Origin of the sequence: Methylobacterium sp. CB376, assembly GCF_029714205.1 — a bacterium.
In the GTDB taxonomy this organism is placed as follows: Bacteria; Pseudomonadota; Alphaproteobacteria; order Rhizobiales; family Beijerinckiaceae; genus Methylobacterium.
The window spans coordinates 922,291-941,844 of record NZ_CP121648.1 but is presented as its reverse complement, the minus strand read 5'-3'; the positions used below and the strand labels follow the sequence as shown (position 1 = coordinate 941,844).

Genomic DNA, 19,554 nt, shown 5'->3' with positions numbered 1-19,554 from the left:
CCGCGGCTCCACACGACGTAGGCGTGTTGTTGGCTGACCAAGTTGCAACCCCGATAGACTTGCTCCGCGCCCCGTTTCTCGCTCTATTACCGATCAAAGACGGAATCGGCGGCGAAGGACAGCCGGCAGGCAGACCTGCGCTGCCTCAGCGGCGGGGGGCGCGGCATCGCGCCCCTGCCGGTCCGACGCCCCGGGCCGCGGGCTCCGCGTCGCTGCCGGAGGCCGGCGGCGAGGACGGAGGGGCGGATGGGGCAGGAGACGGCGTCGGCCACCCTCGGCGAGCGCCTCGCGCAGATCGAGGCCGAGATGAGCCTCCTGCGCGAGCGCGTCGACACCCTGGGCGAGGGCGGTCACCCGGCCCTCGTCGAGCTCCTGCTCCAGGACAATGCCCGGCGGCGGGAAGCCGAGGACGAGCTCAGGGTCGCGCAGGCCTGGATGCAGCTCGCCCAGGAGACCGGCGGGGTCGCGGCCTACCAGTTCGACCTTGAGCGGGGCGTGCTGACGTGGTCGCCCTCGACCTACGCGCTCTACGGCTGGACGCCCTCGCAGCGCCAGCCCAGCCTCGACACGTGGCTCGCCAGCATCCACCCGGACGACAGGGCGGCGGCGCGGGCGGTGGCGGAGCGGGCGATCCGTGAGGGCGAGCCGGTGTCGCACGCCTTCCGGATCGTGCGGCCGGGCGGGGACACCCGCTGGATCGCGGACCGCGCCCGGGTGCTGACCGACGCCCAGGGCCGGCCGGAGCGCATCGTCGGCCTCAACATCGACGTCACCGAGCTGCGACGGGTCGAGGCGGCCCTGCGCGAGAGCGAGGCGCAGTTCCGCTTGACCTTCGAGAACGTGGCGGTGGGGGTGGCCCTGGTCGGGCTCGACGGCCGCTTCCTGCGGGTGAATCCCTGCCTGTGCGCCTTCCTCGGCTACTCGGCCGAGGACCTCGCCTGCCTCACCGTCCAGGAACTGACGCATCCGCCCGACCTCGCGGCCGATCTCGCGCAGCTGCGGCGCCTGCGCGACGGCGAGATCGACCGCTCCACGCTGGAGAAGCGGTTCGTGACGCGGGCGGGCCGGCTGGTCTGGGCCGAACTGAGCGTCACCCTGCGCCGCGACGCCGCCGGCCGCCCGGCCGGCTACGTCTCGGTCATGTCCGACATCGAGCGGCGCAAGCGCGCGGAGGAGCAGCTCACCTTCGCCCTCAGCGAGCTCAGCCACCGGGCCAAGAACCTGTTCACGGTCGTGCAGTCGCTGATCCGCCAGACGGGGGCGAGCGCCCCCAGCGTGGCGGCCTTCCAGGACGCCCTGACCGAGCGGCTGTCCGGCCTCGCCGCCTCGCAGAGCCTGCTCGTCGAGCACGAGGGCTCGGGCACGCCCCTAGGCCTCCTGGTGAGCCGCCAGCTCGCCTCCTTCGTGGCCATGCCCGATCCGCGCATCCGCATCGAGGGGCCGGAGCTTCCCCTCAACCGCAGCGCCACGCAGACCCTGGGCCTCGTCCTGCACGAACTGGCGACGAATGCCTGCAAGTACGGGGCGCTGTCGACGGAGAAGGGCCGCCTCGCGGTGACGTGGCGCATCGCCGGGCATCCGGCCCCCGGGGCGCGGCTCGACCTCGCCTGGCAGGAGGCCGAGGGTCCGCCGGTGCGCCCGCCCGTCCGCAAGGGCTTCGGCCACCGGGTCATCGACGCGATGGCCCGCCAGAGCCTGGAGGCCGAGGTCGACCTGCGCTTCGCGCCCGAGGGCCTGTCCTGGCGCCTCGTGGCGCCGGTGGCGCACCTGCGATGGGGGCCCTGAGCCGGCGCCGGACCCCGCCTCATCCAACATCCGTTGATTGCTTCGCCATCTCCCATTTCGGCATTGCGGATGTCGGCGTCGCTCAGGCGCCGCGCAGGCTTGGGATCCGCTTCGATCAAGCGGAGCCCGGATCACGCCCCGGCGCGGCCCTCGGCGCCGAGGGCCTCGGCGTAGATCGCGCGGGCCTGCGCGAGGGTCACCTCCCGGGGGTTGTTCACGAGCAGCCGGGTCTGCTTCATCGCGTCGGCGGCGAGGCGGTCGAGGTCGCCCTCGCCGATGCCGACGGCGGCGAGCGAGGCGGGCACGCCGCAATCCCGGCAGATCGCCGCCAGGCTCGCCACGAAGCGCGCGGCCGCCTCCTGGACCGGCAGGCCGGCCGCCGCGGGGTCGAGGATCGGCGCGAGTTCGGCGTAGAGGGTCTGCGCGTGCGGGAGGTTGAAGCGCATCACGCCCATCAGCACGAGGGCGTTCGACAGGCCGTGCGGCACGTGGAACAGGGCGCCGATTGGGTAGGCGAGGGCGTGCACGGCCGCGACCGGCGCATTCGCGAAGGCCATCCCGGCGAGCATCGAGCCGAGCAGCATGGCGCCGCGCGCCTCGCGGTCCGCCCCCTCCCGGCAGGCCGTGCGGATATGGGCCGAGAGCAGCGCCAGGGCCTGCCGGGCGAGCTGGTCCGAGAGCGGGTTCTTGCGCTGGCGGCTGGTATAGGCCTCGATGGCGTGGACCATCGCGTCGATGCCGGTCGCGGCCGTGACCGCGGCGGGCAGCCCGAGGGTGAGGTCGGGGTCGAGGACGGCCCAGTCGGGCAGGAGGCGGGGGGAGACGACGCCCTTCTTCTCGTCGCCCGGCGTCGTGACGATCGCGATCGGGGTGACCTCGGAGCCGGTGCCGGCCGTGGTCGGGACCAGGATGAGCGGCAGGCGCTGCCCCTGCGCGAGGCCGACCCCGTAAAGGCTCTCAAGGGGCTCGTCGCTGCGGGCGAGGTAGGCGACGAGCTTGGCCGTGTCGAGGGCCGAGCCGCCGCCGATGGCGAGGACGAGGTCCGTGCCCTCGGCCCGCGCCCGCGCCGCCCCGGCCTCGACCAGGATCGCGGGCGGATCGGCCGCCACGTCGTCGTAGACGGCGAGGGCGAGGCCCGCCCCGCGCAGGGCGGCCTCCGCGCCCTGCGTCAGCCCCGCCCCGCGCACGCCGCGATCCGTGACGAGGAGCACGCGCCGCGCCCCGAAGCCGCGCACGATCTCCGGCAGCTTCGCGGCGGCGCCCGGCTCGAACAGGATGTTGGGGCTGGTCTGGAAGGTGAAGGGCCTCATGATGGTCCTCATCGGAGCGAAGGGCGGTGGGGGACACTGCGCCGGGGAGCGGTTCGCGCACCCGCCCGGGGGCCGATCCCGCCCCGCGCGGCCGGCCTCAAGGGGAGACCCGGCGCAGCACGAAGGCCGTGCCGACCTGCGGCTCGCGCCGCCACATCCCATCGCCCGCGGGCACCAGCGCCACCGCGTGGCCGCGCCGCGCCACCAGGGTGAGCCGCCCCGATTCGTAGCGCCAGGAGACGGGATCGAACACCGTCAGGCCGAGGTCGCGGCAGCCCTCCAGCACCCGCACGATCCCGGGATCGAGGGCGAGCCGGCAGGTCTCCGTCCCGGGCGCGCGGTCGAGGGCATAGGTGCCCGCCAGCGCCGCCGCCTCGGGCGGCAGCGCGGCCGCCTCGGGCGGCGCGGGATCGGAGGGCTTCGCCGGAGCGGGCGCGAGGGCGGCCTGCGTCACCGCCGCCGGGGCCGGCGCGGCCCGCGGCCCCTCGGGCTCGAGCGCGTAGATCTCGGCCGGGCCGACCTCCGCCTTCAGGGCACCGGGCGTCTCGCGCAGGGCGAAGTCGAGCTTCCTGGCATCCGGCCCGACGAGGCGCAGCGCCCCGTCCTCCAGCCGCCAGGCCGACAGGCCGCCCAGCACCGGAAGCGCCCGCCGGCAGCCCGCCGGAAAGCGCAGGGCGTGGCCGCCCGGCGCGGCCTCGTCCGTCAGCGTCACGATGCAGCGCCGGTGGCTGCCGTTGAGCGAGAGGGCCCAGCCGCCCAGCGCCTCCGCGTCGCTGCGCGGCCGGGCCGGATCGGCGAGCGCCGCCGCGGCGAGGCTGAGCCCCGCCAGGGTCGCGAGCCCCGCCGCCGCCAGAAGGCCCGCGGGGGCCCGAAGGCCCGCCGGGGCCCGAAGGCCCGCGGGGGCCCGGACGGGCCTCGGCCTCACGGCGCGGTCCGCGGCCAGGGCGTCTCGACCACGGGCGTGAGCGGCCCCTTGCCCGAAAACCACGACACGAGGTTATCCACGCAGAGCTGGCCCATGGCCGTGCGGGTGTGGACCGAGGCCGAGCCGACATGCGGCAGCAGCACCGCGTGCTCCTGCGCGATCAGCTCGGCGGGCACCCGCGGCTCGTCCGCGAAGACGTCGAGGCCCGCGCTGAGGATGGTGCGGTTCTTCAGGGCCGCGATCAGCGCCTCCTCGTCCACGAGGCTGCCGCGGGCGACGTTGATCAGGATGCCCTCCGGCCCGAGCGCCGCCAGCACCGCGGCGTCGACGATGTTGCGCGTCTCCGGCCCGCCCGGCGCGACCACGATCAGCACGTCCACCGCCTCGGCGAGGTCCATCAGCGTGGGGTGGTAGGCGTAGGGCACGTCCTCCTGCGGGCGCCGGCCGTGATAGGCGAGCGTCACCCCGAACGCTTCGAGCCGGTGCGCGATGGCCCGGCCGATCCGCCCGAGTCCCAGGATGCCGACGTGGCGCCCGCGCAGCGTCCCGGTGAGCGGGTAGGGCTTCTCCAGCCACTTGCCTTCGCGCAGGTAGCGGTCGACCTGCGGGATCTGGCGCAATGTGGCGAGGAGCAGGCCGACCGCGAGGTCCGCCACCTCGTCGGTGAGCACGTCGGGCGTGTTCGTCACCACGACGCCCCGGCGCCCGCAGGCGGCCGCGTCGATCGTGTCGTAGCCGACGCCGAAATTCGCCACGATCTCCAGCGCCGGCAGGCGGTCGAGGAGCGCGTCGTCCACCCGCACGCCGCTTACCGCGAGGCCCCGCACCCGGGGGCCGACCTGCGCGATCAGCCGGTCCGGGTCCGCTCCCGGCCCGGCCCGGTGCAGGGTGAAGAGCCGCTCCAGGGACTCGGTCACGAGCGGCATCATCGGCCGCAGCATCAGGAGTTCTGTGGACTTCAAGCGTCTCTCCCGCGGGCACGGACCCGCATCCGACGATGGGTGCAGGCCGGGGGCGCTTGATCTCGCGCCCTCAGGTGCCGATGATGGCCCCGAACGACGAGAGGCGGCAAGCCGCCCCGATCCCGGGAAGGAACGCTCATGAGGCTCGACGCGCCGCGTCGTCACGCATCCGTCGCCCGTCTGTGGCAGCGCTGCCGCTCCGCGCAGTCCCGCCGGCCCGCCCGGGCCGGGGCCTGACCGGGAGGGACGAGGCGATGGCCGGACTTGAGATCAGGAACGTCCAGAAATCCTTCGGCACCACGCCGATCCTGCACGGCGTCTCGATCGACATCCAGGACGGGGAATTCGTCATCCTGGTCGGCCCGTCGGGCTGCGGGAAGTCGACCCTGCTGCGCATGATCGCGGGGCTGGAGAACATCACGGCGGGCGAGATCCGGATCGGATCGCGGGTCGTCAACGCGGTGCCCCCGAAGGAGCGGGACATCGCCATGGTGTTCCAGAACTACGCGCTCTACCCGCACATGACGGTGCGGGACAACATGGCCTTCTCGCTCAAGCTGCGGAAGGCGCCCAGGGACGAGACCGCCGCGCGGGTCAACCGCGCCGCCGCGATCCTCGGGCTTGAGAAGCTCCTCGACCGCTACCCGCGCCAGCTCTCGGGCGGGCAGCGCCAGCGCGTCGCCATGGGCCGGGCGATCGTGCGCGATCCGCAGGTGTTCCTGTTCGACGAGCCGCTCTCGAACCTCGACGCCAAGCTGCGCGTCGCCATGCGGGCCGAGATCAAGGAACTGCACCAGCGCCTGCGCACCACCACGGTCTACGTCACCCACGACCAGATCGAGGCCATGACCATGGCCGACAAGATCGTGGTGATGCACGACGGCAACGTCGAGCAGATCGGCGCGCCGCTCGACCTCTACGACCGGCCCGACAACCTGTTCGTGGCCGGCTTCATCGGCTCGCCGGCGATGAACTTCCTGAACGGGACGGTGACGGGGGCGAGCTTCCGCACCGAGGGCGGCCTCACCCTGCCGCTGCCGACCCGCGGCGCCCGGCCGGCCGAGGGCATGCGGGCGATCTACGGCCTGCGCCCCGAGCACGTCGCCCTGAGCCCGGACGGGGTGCCGGTCGAGGTGGCGGTGGTCGAGCCCACCGGCTCCGAGACGCTGGTCCTGGTGCGCCCGCCCGGCGCGGCCGCGGGCACCGACGTGGTCAAGGAGGTCGGGCGCGACATGGCCTGCGTCTTCCGCGAGCGCATCGCCGCCCGCCCCGGCGAGCGGATCGCGATCACGGCCGACCCGGCCCTCGTCCACCTGTTCGACGCCGAGACCGGCCGTCGCCTGCACTGAGCGCCGGGCCGTCCGGCCCGGCGCTCCGCTTCCAAGAGGGGCCGCGAGCCCCCGCCACATTTCGGGAGTTGCGCCACATGACGTTCTTCGACCGCCGTCAGATCCTCAAGGCGGGCGCCGCGCTCGGCCTGTCCGGGGCCGCTTGCCTCGACGGCTTCGCCAGGGCCTGGGCCCAGGAGAGCCAGTGGAAGCCCGAGCCCGGCGCCTCGCTGAAGCTCCTGCGCTGGAAGCGCTTCATCCCCTCGGAGGACGAGGCCTTCATGCGCCTCGTCGACGCCTTCACCAAGGCGACGGGCGTGCCGGTGAGCGTCACGAGCGAGTCCTTCGACGACATCCAGCCGAAGGCCTCGGTCGCCGCCAATACCGGCCAGGGCCCCGACATGGTCTGGGGCCTCTACTCCTTCCCGGCTCTGTTCCCGTCGAAATGCCTCGAGGTCGGCGACGTCGCCGACTACCTCGGCAAGAAGTACGGCGGCTGGCTGCCCGCCGCCGAGGCCTACGGCAAGGTGAAGGGCAAGTGGATCGCCATCCCGATGGCCTTCAACGGCGGCTACCTCAACTACCGGATCGCGGCCATGCAGAAGGCCGGGTTCAGCAAGTTCCCGGAGGATCTCGGCGGCTTCCTCGAACTCTGCCGCGCGCTCAAGAAGAACAACACGCCGTCCGGCTTCGCCCTCGGCCACGCCACCGGCGACGCCAATTCCTGGATCCACTGGGCGCTGTGGTCGCACGACGCCTACCTGGTCGACGCCAACGAGAAGATCATCATCAACTCGCCGGAGACCGCCAAGGCGCTCGAATACGTCAAGAGCCTCTACGAGACCTTCATCCCCGGGACGGTCTCGTGGAACGATTCCTCGAACAACAAGGCGTTCCTGTCCGGCGAGCTCTACCTGACCAATAACGGCATCTCGATCTACGCCGCAGCCAAGACCGAGCGCAAGGACATCGCCGAGGACATGGACCACGCGGTCTACCCGGTCGGCAAGTCCGGCAAGCCGACCGAGTTCCAGCTCGCCTTCCCGATCCTGGCCTACACCTACACGAAGGCCCCGAACGCCTGCAAAGCCTTCATGGCCTTCGCGCTGGAGGCGCAGAACTACAATGCGTGGCTGCAGGCGGCGCAGGGCTACCTCTGCCACCCGCTGAAGGCCTACGCCAACAACCCGATCTGGACCTCGGACCCGAAGAACAAGGTCTTCGGCGAGGCCTCGACCCGGACGCTGGCGGCGGGCGGCCTCGCCCCGGTGAGCGAGAAGGTGGCGGCCGTGCTCGCCGACTTCGTCATCGTCGACATGTTCGCCTCCTACTGCACCGGCCGCGAGGACGTGAAGGGCGCCATCCGCACGGCGGAGCGGCAGGCCCAGCGCATCTTCCGGTCGGCGTGAGGCGTTGAATCGCCGCGCCGGCTCCCCGCGGCGGGGAGCCGGCGCGGCCCGTTGGTCCCGCCGTCGCTGGAGGCCCCATGGCCGACCTCGCCCTCGACCGTCCGGTCGCAAAAGCCCGGCAGGGCACCTCCGCCTGGAACCGGCTGCGCACCAGCCGCGGCTGGCTCGGCTTCTGGTTCATGCTGCCGGCGGCCCTGATCCTGCTCCTGTTCCTGGCCTACCCGCTGGTGAAGGGCATCTGGCTCTCCTTCACCGACACGCGGATCGGCCGGGGCGGGGAGTTCGTCGGCCTGGAGAACTACGAGTGGCTGTGGGACGACAGCGTCTTCTGGCTCTCGGTCTTCAACACGCTGCTCTACACGGCCATCGCCTCGGTGGCGAAGTTCGGCATCGGCCTCTACCTCGCGCTCCTGCTCAACAAGCGCCTGCCCTTCAAGGCCCTGATCCGCTCGATCGTGCTGATCCCCTTCGTGGTGCCGACCGTGCTGTCGGCGCTGGCCTTCTGGTGGATCTTCGACAGCCAGTTCTCGATCATCTCGTGGTCGCTGCGCCATCTCGGGCTGCTCGACCGCAACATCGACTTCCTGGGCGACCCGACCTGGGCCCGGGCCTGCGTGATCTTCGCCAACATCTGGCGCGGCGTGCCCTTCATCGCGATCACCCTGCTGGCGGGCCTGCAGACCGTGTCGCCCTCGCTGTACGAGGCGGCGACGATCGACGGCGCCACGCCCTGGCAGAACTTCCGCCACATCACCTTCCCGCTGCTGACCCCGATCATCGCCGTGGTGATGACCTTCTCGGTCCTGTTCACCTTCACGGACTTCCAGCTGATCTGGGCCATGACGCGCGGCGGGCCGGTGAACGCGACCCACCTGATGGCGACCCTGTCCTACCAGCGCGGCATCCTGTCGGGCAGCCTCGGCGAGGGGGCGGCGATCGCCACCGCGATGGTGCCGTTCCTGCTCGTCGCGATCCTGATCTCGTGGTTCGGACTCCAGAACCGCAAGTGGCAATCCGGTTGAGGAGAGTCCCGATGGCCCAGGTCGCCGACCATTCCGAGGGCATGGCCTATCTCGAGACGCTCCCGCGCCGTCTCGTGACCCTCTACCTGCCGCTCGGGATCATCCTGGTGGTGCTGCTCTTCCCGTTCTACTGGATGGCGCTGACCGCCATCAAGCCGGACGACCAGCTCATCGATATGGAGACCTACAACCCGTTCTTCGTGGTCTCCCCGACGCTCAAGCACATCAGCAAGCTCCTGTTCGAGACCAAGTACCCGCTGTGGCTCTGGAACACGATGCTGGTCTCGGTGGCGGCCACGCTGCTGTCGCTGTTCGCGAGCGTGCTCGCCGCCTACGCGATCGTGCGCATCCGCTACCGGGGCGCGGCCTTCGTGGGCGCGGCGATCTTCCTCGCCTACCTGGTGCCGCCCTCGATCCTGTTCATCCCGCTCGCGACGATCATCCAGGCCTACGGGCTGTTCGACTCGCCCCTGGCGCTGATCCTGGTCTACCCGACCATCCTGATCCCGTTCTCGACCTGGCTGCTGATGGGCTACTTCAAGACCATCCCCTACGAGCTGGAGGAATGCGCCCTCATCGACGGGGCCGGGCGCTGGCAGATCCTGACCCGGATCATCCTGCCGCTGGCGGTTCCGGGTCTGATCTCGGCCGGGATCTTCTCGCTGACCTTGTGCTGGAACGAGTTCATCTACGCACTGACCTTCCTGTCCTCGACGCCGAACAAGACCGTGCCGGTGGCGGTGGTGAGCGAGTTCGTGGACGGGGACATCTACCGCTGGGGCTCGCTGATGGCCGGCGCGCTGGTCGGCTCGCTGCCCCTCGTGATCCTCTACTCGTTCTTCGTCGAGCACTACGTCTCGGCCATGACCGGGGCCGTGAAGGAGTAGCGGCGGCCGGATCCGCGCGGGCCCGCGGCCCGCGCGCACCGGTGAGGCGCCGCGGGCCCTTTCGCCTCGCGGATGAGCGTATTACATCGCGGGTCGACCGCTGCTCTCAGGGCCGGTCCGCCAAGAAAACCTGACAAGGCATCCCACCGCCATGGCCCCGCGCACCCTCTACGACAAGATCTGGGACGACCACGTCGTCGATCGTCAGCCGGACGGCACCTGCCTCCTCTACATCGACCGCCACCTCGTGCACGAGGTGACCTCGCCCCAGGCCTTCGAGGGGCTTCGGCTGGCCGGCCGCCGGGTGCACCACCCGGAGAAGACGCTCGCGGTCGTCGATCACAACGTGCAGACCTCGGACCGCAGCCTCGGCATCGAGGACCCGGAGAGCCGCACCCAGATCGAGGCGCTCGCCGCCAACGTGCGCGAGTTCGGGATCGAGTATTACGACGCGCTGGACCGGCGCCAGGGCATCGTGCACATCATCGGCCCCGAGCAGGGCTTCACGCTGCCCGGCCAGACCATCGTGTGCGGGGACTCGCACACCTCGACGCACGGCGCCTTCGGGGCGCTGGCGCACGGCATCGGCACCTCGGAGGTGGAGCACGTGCTCGCCACCCAGACGCTGGTGCAGAAGAAGGCCAAGAACATGCGGGTGACGGTGGACGGCCGCCTGCCGGCCGGCGTCACCGCCAAGGACATCATCCTGGCGATCATCGGCGAGATCGGGACCGCGGGCGGCACCGGCCACGTGCTGGAATATGCCGGGGAGGCGATCCGGAGCCTGTCGATGGAGGGCCGGATGACGATCTGCAACATGTCGGTGGAGGGCGGCGCCCGGGCCGGCATGGTGGCGCCGGACGAGACCACCTTCGCGTACGTGAAGGACCGTCCGAAGGCGCCCAAGGGCGCGGCCTTCGACCGGGCCCGCGCCTATTGGGAGAGCCTCGCCAGCGACGAGGGCGCTTTCTTCGACCGCGAGGTGCGGCTCGACGCGGCGAATCTGCCGCCGATCGTGACCTGGGGCACGAGCCCGGAGGACGTGGTCTCGGTGCAGGGGCGGGTGCCGGACCCGGCGGCGATCGCCGACGAGACCATCCGCCGCTCGAAGGAGCAGGCCCTGGCCTATATGGGCCTCGCGCCGGGGCAGCGGATCACCGAGATCGGCCTCGACAAGGTGTTCATCGGCTCCTGCACCAACGGGCGGATCGAGGATCTGCGCGTGGTGGCGCGGATGGTGGAGGGCCGCAAGGTCCACCCGGGCGTGAGCGCCATGGTGGTGCCGGGCTCGGGTCTGGTGAAGCAGCAGGCCGAGCAGGAGGGCATCGCCCGGATCCTGATCGAGGCGGGCTTCGACTGGCGCGAGCCGGGCTGCTCGATGTGCCTGGGCATGAATGCCGACCGGCTGAAGCCGCACGAGCGCTGCGCCTCGACCTCGAACCGCAACTTCGAGGGCCGGCAGGGTCACAAGGGCCGCACGCACCTGGTGTCGCCCGCGATGGCGGCGGCGGCGGCGGTGGCGGGCCATTTCGTGGACATCCGCGAGTGGCCGCGCTCCGCGTGACGCTTTGCGCGGCGGGCTCGCGTTTCCCCCGTTGACGGTGAGCCCGCCGCCCACTAAACGATCCCCACCGCGGCGCCGCTGGCGCCTCGGGCCCAGGTGGCGGAATTGGTAGACGCGCTGGTTTCAGGTACCAGTGGTGCAAGCCGTGGAGGTTCGAGTCCTCTCCTGGGCACCAACCACTCCTTAAGTGGTTGACGCCTCAAAAGCATCTTGATTTGAATGGGTTGGCTGGCACCTGGCTGTTCAACAGGTGTGCTCAACAATGCCCGTTCAGATGGCCCGCCCCATGAGGCGTTCAGGTTCCTCCTTCCACCAACTGGTTCAGCGTATCCCGGCGGACGTGGCCGCGAAGGTGCGCGGTATGAGGCTCTCCATCCCAGTAGGGGAGGAGGTGGCGAACATCGTCATCTCGGAGAAGGCCAAGGACGTTCGTACGTCGTTGCGCACCCGTGACCCCGGGGAGGCCAAGGAGCGGCAAGCCCGCGCGGTAGCCTACTTGGAGGCGGTCTGGCGTTCGGTCCGGGAAGGGCCAAAGAGGCTCACACACAAGCACACGCTTGCCTTGGCTGGTGAGGTCTACGCTGCCTGGACAAAGTCCCTGGAAGACGATCCTGGGCCATCTGAGCGGTGGCTTCGGGTTGAGGTTGATAACCTCCGTGCCGAGTTTGGCCAGTATGGCCGCTCAGCCCTAATGACCCTCTCCGATGGCGAGAAGCGCACGAGGAGTATCGAGGAGCGGGTTGGCGGCTTCTCGGATATGGTTCTCGCTAAACACGGCCTCGTCATCGATGCTGAAAGCAGAGTTAGACTCAACCATGAGGTCCTAGGGGCTCTCCGTCAGGCAAGCCTAACCTTGATGAAGCGTGCGGGAGGTGATTACAGGCCCGATCCCGATGCGGACCGCTTTCCGGAGTTCATCGCGCCCTCAATCGCGGCCAAGGGTATCAGCCTTCTCGACCTGTTTGACGGGTGGGCGAACGAGCGAAAGCCTTCGCAAGCCACGGTCGACCAGTGGCGGAAGCACTGTGAGGCGTTCCTGGCCTTTGTAGGTAAGAATGACGCTGGGCAGGTGACGAAGGCCGACGTGGTGGCCTGGAAGGATGCGCTGGTAGCGACAGGAGGCTCACCGAAGACGATAAATGACAGCAAGCTCGCGGCGGTGCGTGCGGCCTTCACATGGGGCGTCGAGAACGTCCGGGTCGCATCCAATCCCGCGACCGGGGTGGCCGTGCGTTACAAGAAGCAGGCCGGTGAGAGGATGCTCGGCTTCGATGACACTGAAGCTGCCGCAATCCTTGACGCCGCTGCGAAAGAGACGCGACCCGCCTACCGATGGCTGCCTCTGCTCTGCGCAGCATCAGGTGCTCGCGTGGGGGAGATGGCACAGCTTCGTGCAGAGGACGTCATAGTTCAGGATGGCATTCCTGCCCTACGCATTACGGCAGAGGCCGGGTCGTTGAAGAACCTCAACTCGGAGCGTGTCATTCCACTCCACCCTGAGGTACTTGATACAGGGTTCCTGGAGTTTGTGAAAGGCAAGAAGGGGCATCTGTTCTACAACCCGGTGAGGCGCAGGGCGGACGCCAAGAAACCTTCACACAAGATTGTTGCGAAGAACGTGGCAGACTGGGTGCAGAAGCTTGGCTTAAAGGTCGGTCGGGCACATCGGAAGGACCCTTCGCATGCCTGGAGGCACCGCTTCAAGACACTGGCGCGGGCGGCCAGGATTGAAGACAGCGTGGCAGATGCCATCGTTGGACACGCACCCGGGAGCGTAGCGAAGGCTTATGGCACGGTGACGCTGGCGACGATGCACGAAGCTCTGTCCCGTATCCCTATTCCGAAGTGTTAGGGCGTGAGCTCAGCAAGCTTGACGTTCGCAAGGACCGCTTCCGACTCTGAAGAGCCACCCGATATGCTCTCGACGAATGGACGCTGACAGCGGCATAGCGGACCTTTGAAGGGTCTCTGCCGCGAGTACCGGCAGCGCGGATTGATTTGTCTTAATGCAGACGCATGGATGCCCGGCTAGAATGTCTGGTCCTCACGGGGTACTCTGCCGTACCTTTCAAACCAATCGTACACTCGAACCAGCCGTGCCCCACCACGTTGAGTCTGATGATGCCCACAGAGGAATGATGAACAATCAAACTTGGTTCACAGTCGAACAGGCCCGCCAGACTGAAGCGTGCGGTGTCTGGCTTGACTGTATGAAATGTGGCCACAGCATCTCCATGCCGCTCGACCGGTGGCCTGCGACTATGCCTGTGAGGGACGTCGCCCGGCATCTACGATGCAAAGCGTGCGGTAGCGCGAACGTGGAGACTTGGCCAGACTGGAGTGGGTCTCGGCCACAATACGATGCCTAGGTCGGGCGCCCTGATGGCGTGCGTAGCCAACCCATTCGCAATGTCTCAGTATGCGACGACAAGAACCCACCCGCTCTAGCAGGACCGGCTGATGTAGGCGGAGTCCCATCGGGTCAAGTGGAGCATCCCGCAGCATGACACGGTGTGGATGCTCCTCCGCGTCGCGACCGCAGCGCGGCAGGACCCTTCGGGGGTTCCCCCAACCCCATCCTCAACTTCAGGCCGCTCCTCAAGGGCGGCCTCCTTTCACCCTGCTGTCCTCATGCGCGAGGCGTCCCGTTCGCATAAGCCTCAGCACGTAACGAGAGAAGGATGGCTACCGAGGGAAGCGAGGGGCTCAGGAAGTCCTTCAGGGTCCGCTCAGTGGCCGCTCAGGGCCACCTCTGGCTATAATCGAACAGGACGCTGGCGAGGCTATCGGCTGGCACCCTGACACAGCTCGGCATCGCCGCCAGAAAGCCCTCAGCGAGCACGCTTGGGGCTACAGCCTCATTCCTACCGGCAAGGGCGGCCACCTGATGATGGCTGTCGTGGAGCGGGAGACCCTGAGCGAGCTGCCGAAGGGCTTCAGGGAGCAGCAGGCCAGGGCGTTTAAGCAATGGCTGAGCAGCCTCTCCAGAAGCTTGACCGCAAGTTACTGTTAAGCGTGTTGTTGAACCAGAGTAGCTATCTGCCATATCTAGGCCGACTCGCATTGCGGGTCTGGGTTTAACCTTCAAGCGGCGCAATTAAGCTCACGATGCATCTCACCCCATCTAAACTCACGCATCTCGCTCGCCGACTCATAGATCTGATGGCGATCTACTGGGACATCTTACATGAGCAAGGGCCTGTAGATGCTGATGTGAAGGAAGCTATCAGCCGATAGATACTTCGAGCTAAACTGATAGCCGAGATGGCAGGCACTATGTCCCTCCCAGCGTCTCCTGAGGAGCTGGCCGAACTCAGACGCTTAATCGAGGAGATTAAGTCATCTGAGTTGATGATGGCTATAACAGAGCATCTAATGGGGGAGAGTAGGCACCCCCAACACTAGATGGCCCTTTAAATCCGCCAGGGTTGACCGTAGACGGCCGTTCAGAGGTCCCGGCTACCCGCCCCCCCCCCAAGCAAGCGAGCGGTGAAGGCAGAGGGCCCAAATGTTCGTGGCAGATACCTGAGACGGCGTCGACAGACGAGCGTTGGCCTGAAGTCCCCCGTGGGGGTCTCCCGATGTCGCCAGGGGTGGACTGCATCACCGTGCGCCATCAACACAGGTGATTGAGGCAACGATGTCATCGCCTCATCCACAGAGCCATGCCTGATGAAGATCTCCACTTCCGTGCCGCTTGTGTCATCCGTGAAGCCCGAGAGCTATGCAGGGAGGCGCAGGAGCTTCGCAGTAAGGGCCGAGATTTGATGGTCGAGCAACGTCGCCTGATAGGCTGCGTCCAGTGCGTTCGGGCGGAGATTGAGAGACAGCACGCCCCCCACGCTGAGGCAGGCTGCTGAGTAGGGTCCGGCTCCCTGCTTCCTAGCCGCTTCGTCGTACCAGAAGGGTTTACCGCTGAGGTACACAGCTCTGTTACACCCGATGGCGTCATATAAGGGTTGACTTCCAGGTTTTGGTACAGCACTGTCGCATGGTCTAGACCGTTATGAGACAAGACGCACTTCGATGGCCGTCTACGGTTACGCCCGTGTCAGCACCACCGACCAAGACCTCAGCCTCCAGGAGGAAGCCCTGAGGGCCGCAGGGTGTGAGGTCATCCGCTCCGAGAAGCGGTCAGGCACCAGCACGGAGGGCAGGACTGAGCTTCAGACCCTGATGGAATTCGCCCGGAAGGGGGATGCCATCGTGGTCACTCGCATCGACCGGCTGGCACGGTCCATCGCTGACCTCGCAGCCATCGTCCGCCAGCTTGAGGCCAAGGGCGTGGCTCTGAGGGCCACTGAGCAGCCCATCGACACGTCCACGGCTGCGGGACGGTGCTTCCTTCAGATGCTCGGGGTCTTCGCGGAGTTTGAGACGAACCTTCGCAGGGAGCGGCAGCTTGAGGGCATTGCCAAAGCCAAGGCTGCTGGGGTCTATGCCGGCAAGGGGCGCCCTACATCGGTGCCTGCTGAGAAGGTCAGAGAGCTTCACGCCACCGGAATGGGCCCGTCTGCCATCGCCAAGGAACTCGGCATCAGCCGCATGTCAGTGCACCGGGCGTTGAACCCGAAAGCTGCGTGATGGCGGCTTTGAGTCCGCCAGATGGAAGATGGACGCGGCTCTCCGACGCCTGAGAACGACACATCAGGCCTTTTCAATGATTGGCGTCATGCTGTGGCAAGATAATAAGAGGTATTGGTCGCTTGGAAGCCTCTAATAAGCCTCACATGCCTGTTATTATTCTCTCACTGTCTCTCATGGTACGGTCACTAATCTCAGGAGTGCGGATGTCGAGGGTATGCCGCGCACCGGGTTGTTCATCCCCGGCTGCGTCACGGTTCAGTCTTTACTGCAAGGCCCATAAGGCGCGTCTACGCAGGCATGGCGCGGTTGACCAGGTGGGCGTTACGGAGGCCGTCCTGGGCTCGTACAGGCGCCTCGTGAGGGCTCGTGTCGAGAAGAACAAGGAGAGCCCCTTGTGGGGCCAACTGGAGGCACGCTGGGCCACCATCGTCAGCCACGCTCAGGGCATCGTGGACGGCTACCACCGGGGGCAGGTGGGCTACGCCTTCGAGAGGCGGGCTGCGCAGGAGGTGCTGAAGCTGGCGGCCGATGTGGAGCCCAAGGCGGTCGTTGAGACGGCTCTGGCCATGTTCCTCCTGCTGGAGGCGGAGCCTAGACGGTTCCGGTCTGACGCTGGCTTCCGGGCGCAGCTTGTCAGGAGGGTTCGAGGCCTCACGGACATGAACGTTGGGACCTACTGGGATGACGAGAGCGGGACGATGAAGCGCGTCTATAGGGAGGTGCCGCCACGGGCCATCGTTGTGATGGGGCAGTGGCTTGCAGAGGCCTTCGGGGGCGCAGGGACGCATATGGCGAGACTTGAGGAGAAGGACAGACAGGAGCGGGAGAGCGCTCGTCAAGACTTCTACAAGTCCCTTGAGGAACTGCGGTGATGAGTGAGGCAATGGCAGAGCACGCCACCGTGAGCCCGTCTGAACCTGTTCGGGAGCTTGAGGCTGCCATCCTTCTGAAGAAGTTGAAGGAGAAGGCTGCTGCTGAGGTGATGCCTAAGGCGATGCCATCAGAACTTCCGCTGGATGGCATCAAGCTAGAGCCTGACCTCTTTCAACAGCGTGGCACCAGTGAGAAGCACATCAGCGATTTGGTACGAGCTATCAAATTGTTCGACGTGCTTGAGCCTCTGACTGTCATCCGTGTCGGAGGTGACATATACCTCATCGATGGTCATCACCGTTATGAGGCGTATAGAATTGCTGAGAAGACATCAGGTATCCCAGTAAGGTACTTCGGTGGCACCCTGGATGAGGCTGTCCTTGAGAGCGGTAAGGCCAACTCCAGGGCCAAACTCCCCATGACCTCTCTAGAGCGTCAGAACTATGCATGGCGTCTTGTTCTGATGGGTCTTTATAGCAAGGCGGATACAGCAGCTGCTGCTGGTGTTTCGTCTTCTCAGGTCGCTACCATGCGGAAGGTCAAGAGGCAGTTGGGTGCTGATGCAGCCGACCATCCTCTCTGGTGGCAAGCGTTCAACGTCTCTAAGGGCGAAAGTGCAGCCATCATGTCCAATGAGGCGATTGAAGAATGGAAGCAGGCTCAGGCGGACCAGTACGCAGACAGGCTTCAGAAAGAGTTCGGCAACAAACTGTCCACGAACCCTGAGATTGCTGCGATGGCGCTTGCGGCGTACTTCGGTCGGAAGCTGAATGACCTGCATCAGGAGCTTGCTGGCTTCGTTGATGAGCCTGATGATGAAGATGAGGACTCCGACTTCTGACCTACCTGTACACTCCCTAGGGTGTGCAGAATGTACACCCTTAGCTGCTCTTCGCCTGGCAGGCAGTTCTAGGATTAGGAGGCATAGTTGCCGCAGCACGTTTGTCTTAGATGCAGCTCATCGTTCAGCTCTGCTCGCACCTCACAGAAGTTCTGCAGTGTGAAATGTAGAGGTGAGCCAAATCGCAGTACCTCCAATCAATATGCACGGATAGATGGTAATCTGGATCTCTATCTCAATCGTTTGCTTTATAAGAACAATAATATTGAGGGTAAATCAAGGTCGGCGTTAAGCAGGGAATATTTGAAAGAACTATGGAGAGAACAGGGTGGGCGTTGCGCTATGAGTGGTGTGCCTCTTACATGCAGAGCTGAGAAGGGGGCATACTTCCCATTCAACGCGAGCATCGATTGCATAATTCCGATTGCCAAGGGAGGGACTTACCAGGTGGGCAACATCCAACTTGTTTGTCAACTGCTAAACAGTTTGATGAAGCATGCTGACAAGCAAGCTGTCATTGAGGTTTGCCGCGGCGTCGCGGCCCGGTCCGAGATGCTGGATGGCCATCCATCGGCGGATTGCTCGATAAGCTGAGGCAATCCCTCACGCTATGCCACTTGCCTGGCGCCACTTCCCGTGCTCAACCTAGGTGTTCAACGTTCTCGCCAGCAGCGGCCGAAAAACCCTTACATATCAATGCTTCAGAGGCTTAAGCGTATAGTCCTCTCCTGGGCACCAACAGTTTTCCAAGCTGTTGATGCTCCTCGTTTTTCCGGGATTGATCCCGCACCTTGGACACCGGTGCGGGATTTTTTGTTGTCCGAACGTTCGGCCGGAACATAGATCGGCGCCTCTCTCGCGAGCCGCGCGTTGTCCGCCGTCCGCGTGTAGGTCGCGCTCTCCCGGCTGCCCGGCGCCCACCCAAACAGCGCGTTGAGCTGTGCCTCGGTTGCGCCGGCTTCGGCCGCGCGCCGCGCTCCGGCCTTGCGCAAGCCGTGCGAGGAGCCGGGCACCCCAGCTTCCCGACAGACCTTCTTGAACCACGTCCCGAAGCTCTCCTTCGTGAAAGGCGTGCCACGCTCGGTGCAGATGAAGGCGAGGCCGCCGGTCTTTGTCGCGGTGATCGACTGGGCGAGCGGCAGCAGGACCGGGCGCGTCACCACCGCGCCGGTTTTCTCCGTGCGGATCGAGAACTCCTGCCCGCGCACGTGCTGGCGGCCGAGCCGCACCGCGTCGCCGCGCCGGAGCCCGGTGTAGAGCAGGAGGTCGAAGGCGAGACGTTGGCGGGTGCCGATAGGCCAGCGTGATTCGAAGCGCGCCAACTCCTCCTCCGTCCAAGCGTGGAAGCCCGCATCATCGTTGTCGCCCGTGAGCAACTTGACCCCGAGCGTCGGATTGATCGTCAGGTAGTCTCGGTCGACGGCCCAGCCGAACAGGCCGCGCATCGCCTTCAGGAAGTTATTGGCCGCATGCGGCCGGTCGCGGCGCCGGTCTCGCCCGGCGAGGATCGAGGCCTTGTCGACGAGCTTCGCGGGCTTTGTGCCGGCAGTCTCCTCGATGGCGCGGTAAACAGCGTGCCGCTGCTTGCGAGTCGCGGCGCTCAGGTCCGACCATTCCGCGCTCTCGACGTACTTTCCGATGAGCCAGGACAGCGTACCTGTCGCGGCGGCCTTCGGCGCCTCGGTGGGCTTGCCCTCAACGGCGAGGCGGTAGTCGCGCCAGAACGCCTCGGTGCCATAAGCCTCGCGCATGCGGGTCCGCTTGCCCTGCCCGACCCGCACGTACCAGACGACACCTCCATGGCGGGTGGTCTCGCGGACGAGGTGCGGCGGGCGCGGACGCGGCATGGTGGCGATCACAGGATGATCTCTTCCCTCTCAGCATCGGGGCCGTCGTCCAGCAGGGCAACCGGTTTCATCGGGTCGCCTTCCTGGGCCGTCTCGATCGCTACGCCGTCGGCGTGCACCACCACGCGAACCACTGGCAGTCCGGCGTCCTGCATTGCCCGGATCGCGCGGGCGACATCGGCTTGAGTCACAGCGGCGCGCCGTCGCGGCATGC

Annotated in this window: 15 protein-coding genes and 1 tRNA gene; 11 read left to right on the top strand and 5 right to left on the bottom strand. The window is 66.8% G+C overall.

Translation table 11 applies throughout. The features are described 5' to 3' along the window. Positions 1 to 246: 246 nt before the first annotated feature. Positions 247 to 1,785, top strand: coding sequence for a PAS domain S-box protein (locus QA634_RS04145; RefSeq protein ID WP_012330798.1), 1,539 nt, complete (start codon positions 247 to 249; stop codon positions 1,783 to 1,785). A 131-nt stretch (positions 1,786 to 1,916) separates the two neighbouring features. Here the strand turns inward: QA634_RS04145 and QA634_RS04140 are convergent, their stop codons facing one another. The 3 genes from QA634_RS04140 to QA634_RS04130 all read right to left on the bottom strand — a co-directional run bounded on the left by QA634_RS04140 (position 1,917) and on the right by QA634_RS04130 (position 4,961). After that, positions 1,917 to 3,095 (bottom strand): iron-containing alcohol dehydrogenase, encoded by a 1,179-nt coding sequence (locus tag QA634_RS04140; RefSeq protein ID WP_012330797.1) that lies wholly within the window; start codon positions 3,093 to 3,095, stop codon positions 1,917 to 1,919. Positions 3,096 to 3,192: 97 nt separating this feature from the next. Next, entirely contained in the window at positions 3,193 to 4,020 is an 828-nt protein-coding gene (locus QA634_RS04135; protein WP_012330796.1) for an AprI/Inh family metalloprotease inhibitor, read from the bottom strand. Next, on the bottom strand, positions 4,017 to 4,961 hold the full coding sequence (locus tag QA634_RS04130) for a 2-hydroxyacid dehydrogenase (protein WP_018262605.1): 945 nt from the start codon (positions 4,959 to 4,961) through the stop codon (positions 4,017 to 4,019). The genes QA634_RS04135 and QA634_RS04130 overlap by 4 nt, the downstream gene beginning before the upstream one ends. Before the next feature lie 275 nt (positions 4,962 to 5,236). On the opposite strand from QA634_RS04130, the gene QA634_RS04125 reads away from it, so the two are divergent. From QA634_RS04125 to QA634_RS04080, 10 genes are all read left to right on the top strand, one after another. Beyond that, entirely contained in the window at positions 5,237 to 6,331 is a 1,095-nt protein-coding gene (locus QA634_RS04125) for an ABC transporter ATP-binding protein (protein WP_012330794.1), read from the top strand. A gap of 77 nt (positions 6,332 to 6,408) precedes the next feature. Beyond that, positions 6,409 to 7,719, top strand: a complete 1,311-nt coding sequence (locus QA634_RS04120; protein WP_012330793.1) for an ABC transporter substrate-binding protein — start codon at positions 6,409 to 6,411, stop codon at positions 7,717 to 7,719. Positions 7,720 to 7,796: 77 nt separating this feature from the next. After that, complete coding sequence (locus QA634_RS04115; protein WP_012330792.1) at positions 7,797 to 8,741, top strand: carbohydrate ABC transporter permease; 945 nt, start codon at positions 7,797 to 7,799, stop codon at positions 8,739 to 8,741. 11 nt (positions 8,742 to 8,752) lie between these two features. Beyond that, on the top strand, positions 8,753 to 9,628 hold the full coding sequence (locus QA634_RS04110; RefSeq protein ID WP_012330791.1) for a carbohydrate ABC transporter permease: 876 nt from the start codon (positions 8,753 to 8,755) through the stop codon (positions 9,626 to 9,628). 151 nt (positions 9,629 to 9,779) lie between these two features. Beyond that, positions 9,780 to 11,192 carry a 3-isopropylmalate dehydratase large subunit gene (gene leuC / locus QA634_RS04105; protein WP_012330790.1) on the top strand — a complete coding sequence of 471 codons (1,413 nt, stop codon included), beginning with the start codon at positions 9,780 to 9,782 and terminating at the stop codon, positions 11,190 to 11,192. Positions 11,193 to 11,282: 90 nt separating this feature from the next. Next, a tRNA-Leu gene (locus QA634_RS04100) sits at positions 11,283 to 11,367 on the top strand. Positions 11,368 to 11,553: 186 nt separating this feature from the next. Next, positions 11,554 to 13,044: a tyrosine-type recombinase/integrase gene (locus QA634_RS04095; protein WP_043700791.1), complete on the top strand. Its 1,491-nt coding sequence runs from the start codon at positions 11,554 to 11,556 to the stop codon at positions 13,042 to 13,044. Positions 13,045 to 15,218: 2,174 nt separating this feature from the next. Then, entirely contained in the window at positions 15,219 to 15,776 is a 558-nt protein-coding gene (locus QA634_RS04090; protein WP_012330787.1) for a recombinase family protein, read from the top strand. 317 nt (positions 15,777 to 16,093) lie between these two features. After that, positions 16,094 to 16,651: a hypothetical protein gene (locus QA634_RS04085; RefSeq protein WP_050777463.1), complete on the top strand. Its 558-nt coding sequence runs from the start codon at positions 16,094 to 16,096 to the stop codon at positions 16,649 to 16,651. Further along, positions 16,651 to 17,493, top strand: coding sequence for a ParB/RepB/Spo0J family partition protein (locus QA634_RS04080; protein ID WP_012330785.1), 843 nt, complete (start codon positions 16,651 to 16,653; stop codon positions 17,491 to 17,493). The genes QA634_RS04085 and QA634_RS04080 overlap by 1 nt, the downstream gene beginning before the upstream one ends. A gap of 701 nt (positions 17,494 to 18,194) precedes the next feature. On the opposite strand, the gene QA634_RS04075 is transcribed toward QA634_RS04080, so the two are convergent. Together QA634_RS04075 and QA634_RS04070 are read right to left on the bottom strand one after the other, a co-directional pair. Next, on the bottom strand, positions 18,195 to 19,352 hold the full coding sequence (locus tag QA634_RS04075) for a tyrosine-type recombinase/integrase (protein WP_012330783.1): 1,158 nt from the start codon (positions 19,350 to 19,352) through the stop codon (positions 18,195 to 18,197). Then, positions 19,349 to 19,552: a hypothetical protein gene (locus QA634_RS04070; RefSeq protein WP_012330782.1), complete on the bottom strand. Its 204-nt coding sequence runs from the start codon at positions 19,550 to 19,552 to the stop codon at positions 19,349 to 19,351. Before QA634_RS04070 ends, QA634_RS04075 begins: the two co-directional genes overlap by 4 nt. Positions 19,553 to 19,554: the final 2 nt, after the last annotated feature.